We start from the raw sequence: 2,905 nt of genomic DNA on the forward strand, positions 1-2,905 counted from the left end.
GCCGTCGAGGATCAGCGCCGCCGCGAGCGCCGCCGCGGGTGGCAGGTTCGTGCCGGGATCGCGCCAGGCGAGGAAGCCCGCGAGCGCCAGGAGCGCCGTCCAGGCGGCGCCGTGCGCGAGCGCGGTCAGCGAGGGCCGCACGTCCCCGAACCGCCTCGGGCGGCCCGTCAAACCCTCGACCATGCCGGCCCTGCCCCTGCCGCCGCCGCGACGTACTTCAACGCGATTGACGGGAATTCTCCCGGCAACTACCACGATGAAAGTCGCATCGAAAAGCGGCTTCGAGCCGTCTAGACCCGAGCTAGACCGAACTCGGTCGCCGCTGAAGAGGGCAATTAGGGACGATGTACAAGGCCGAGACGCGCGGAATCAGCGTGACCGTCAATCCGCGCTTCGTCGAGGAGGAATCCTCGCCGGGCGAAAGCCGGTACTTCTTCGCCTACACCGTCGAGATCGTGAACAACGGCGCCGAGCAGGTGCAGCTCCGCTCGCGCCATTGGCGCATCATCGACGGGCGCGGCGACTGCCAGGAGGTGCGTGGCGCCGGCGTCGTCGGCAAGCAGCCGGTGCTGGAGCCGGGCGAGTCGTTCTGCTACACCAGCGGCTGCCCGCTCACCACGCCGGACGGGCTGATGGCCGGCAGCTACACCATGGCCACGGTCGCGGGCGAGAGCTTCGAGGCCGAGATCCCGGCCTTCTCCCTCGACAGCCCGCATATCCGCCGCAGCCTGCACTGATCGGTTTCGGGCCGGCGCCCGGGGCCGGCCGCCCAAGGACACGACCGATGCCCGGTTCCGGCGAGCGGATGACCCCGCTCGACATCCTCGCCCACCTCGTCGCCTTCGACACCGAGAGTTCCAAGCCGAACCTCGCCCTGATCGACTGGGTCGCCGCCTACCTCGACGGCTGGGGCGTCCCCTATTCCCGCATCCCGAACGCCGCCGGCGACCGCGCCGCGCTCTTCGCCACGATCGGCCCGCCGGTCGACGGCGGCGTCGTGCTGTCGGGGCACACCGACGTCGTCCCCGTCGTAGGCCAAGCCTGGACCGCCGACCCGTTCACCCTGCGCGTCGCCGACGGCCGGGCCTACGGCCGCGGCGCGGTCGACATGAAGGGCTTCTGCGCCACCGCCCTGGCCCTGGTGCCGGACTACCTCGCCGCCGACCTGAAACGCCCGATCCACATCCTGCTGTCCTACGACGAGGAGACCACCTGCCTCGGCGTGATGGACGCGATCGCCCGCTTCGGCCTCGACCTGCCGCGGCCGGGCGCGGTGATCGTCGGCGAGCCGACCGACCTCGAGGTCGCCGACGCGCACAAGAGCATCGTCACCTTCCACACCACGGTGCACGGCCACGAGGCGCATTCGGCCAAGCCGATGCTGGGCGCCAACGCCGTGATGGCGGCCTGCGACCTCGTCTCCGGGCTCAACGCCATCGCCGACCGGATGATCGCGCGCGGCGACGCGTCGGGCCGGTTCGATCCGCCCGCCACCACCGTGCATGTCGGCACGATCCACGGCGGCACCGCCCGCAACATCCTGCCGAAGGAATGCGCCTTCCACTGGGAGTTCCGCGGCCTGCCCGACCTCGACATGGCCGAGATCCCGCGCCTGTTCCAGGCCAAGGCCGAGGCGGTGACCCGCGAGCGCCTGAACCGCTACGGCCCCTTCGGCCGGATCGAGACCGTCGAGGAGATCGCGATCCCCGGCCTCCTGCCCGATCCGGGCTCGGAGGCCGAGCGGCTGGCGCTGCGGATGGCCAACCGCAACCGCACCGTGTCGATGCCCTACGCCACGGAAGCCGGGCGCTTCCAGCAGGCGGGCATCCCGACGGTGGTCTGCGGGCCGGGCTCGATCGACCAGGCGCACCAGCCCGACGAGTTCATCACCCTGGCGGCGCTGAGGGACGGGGAGGCGTTCCTGCGCCGGCTGATCGAGGCCTGCGCCGCATGAACGAGACCGTTCCCGACAGGGTCAAGCTCCGCCCGCTGGAGCGCGAGGACCTGATGTTCGTGCATCAGCTCAACAACAACGACAGCATCATGCGCTACTGGTTCGAGGAGGCCTACGAGTCCTTCGCCGAGCTGGCGCAGCTCTACGAGCGCAACATCCACAACCAGACCGAGCGGCGCTTCATCATCGCGACGCTGCACGGCCAGCCGGCGGGCCTCGTCGAGCTCGTCGAGATCAACCACCTGCACCGGCGCTGCGAGTTCCAGATCGCGATCCACCCCGGGTTCCAGGGCCGGGGCTTCGCCCGCCAGGCGACCCGGATCGCGATGGACTACGCCTTCAGCGTGCTCAACATCCACAAGCTCTACCTGCACGTCGACAAGGACAACGCCCGCGCCGTGCGGATCTACGAGAGCTGCGGCTTCCGGCCCGAGGGCATCCTGCGGGACGAGTTCTTCATGAACGGCCGCTACCGGGACGCCGTGCGGATGTGCCTGTTCCAGCCGGAATACCTGGCCGGCCGCCATGCCGTCGACATCGCCGAGCCGGTGCTCAGGAACTGACGGCGCAACGGAACGGGGAGGCGGCGTCGCCCCCTCCCCGCTCGTGAGGCGAGCCCGATCAGTTGCGACCGTCGCGCCCACCGCCGCGGGTGCCCGGGGTGCCGCGCTCGGACGCGCCGCCGGTCATGCCGGCATCGCGCCCGCCCTGACCGCTCATCTGGCGGCCACCGTCACGGCCGCCCGTGCGCTCGGAGGCGTTGCGGATGCCGCCCTTGTCCTGGCCGCCCCGCAGGTCTTGGCCAGCCCGCAGGTCTTGGCCGCCCCGCAAGTCCTGGCCGTTGCGCCCCCCCTGGCCGCCCCGCAGGTCGGCGTTGCGCTCGGATCCCCGGTCGGCGTTGCGCTCGCCCGCGTTGCGGCGGTCGGCGTTGCGGAAGCCGCGGTCGTCGCG

General features: G+C 71.3%; 4 protein-coding genes and 1 pseudogene. 3 read left to right on the plus strand and 2 right to left on the minus strand.

What is annotated here, in order from left to right:
- Window positions 1-183: hypothetical protein (locus FV222_RS21900; protein ID WP_210248504.1), on the minus strand; the 183-nt coding region annotated here is incomplete at its 3' end.
- Window positions 184-344: 161 nt separating this feature from the next.
- On the opposite strand from FV222_RS21900, the gene apaG reads away from it, so the two are divergent.
- From apaG to speG, 3 genes are read left to right on the plus strand one after another with little or no spacing between them, the layout of a single operon-like run.
- Entirely contained in the window at window positions 345-737 is a 393-nt protein-coding gene (apaG, locus tag FV222_RS21905) for a Co2+/Mg2+ efflux protein ApaG (RefSeq protein ID WP_147751976.1), read from the plus strand.
- Between the two features lie 47 nt (window positions 738-784).
- Complete coding sequence (gene argE / locus FV222_RS21910) at window positions 785-1,954, plus strand: acetylornithine deacetylase (RefSeq protein ID WP_147751977.1); 1,170 nt, start codon at window positions 785-787, stop codon at window positions 1,952-1,954.
- Window positions 1,951-2,517: a spermidine N1-acetyltransferase gene (gene speG / locus FV222_RS21915; protein ID WP_147751978.1), complete on the plus strand. Its 567-nt coding sequence runs from the start codon at window positions 1,951-1,953 to the stop codon at window positions 2,515-2,517. Before argE ends, speG begins: the two co-directional genes overlap by 4 nt.
- Window positions 2,518-2,575: 58 nt before the next feature.
- Here the strand turns inward: speG and FV222_RS21920 are convergent.
- Window positions 2,576-2,905 (minus strand): annotated as a pseudogene (locus tag FV222_RS21920) (hypothetical protein); the annotation flags it as partial.

It is taken from the genome of Methylobacterium sp. WL103 (genome assembly GCF_008039885.1).
GTDB lineage: Bacteria > Pseudomonadota > Alphaproteobacteria > Rhizobiales > Beijerinckiaceae > Methylobacterium > Methylobacterium cerastii.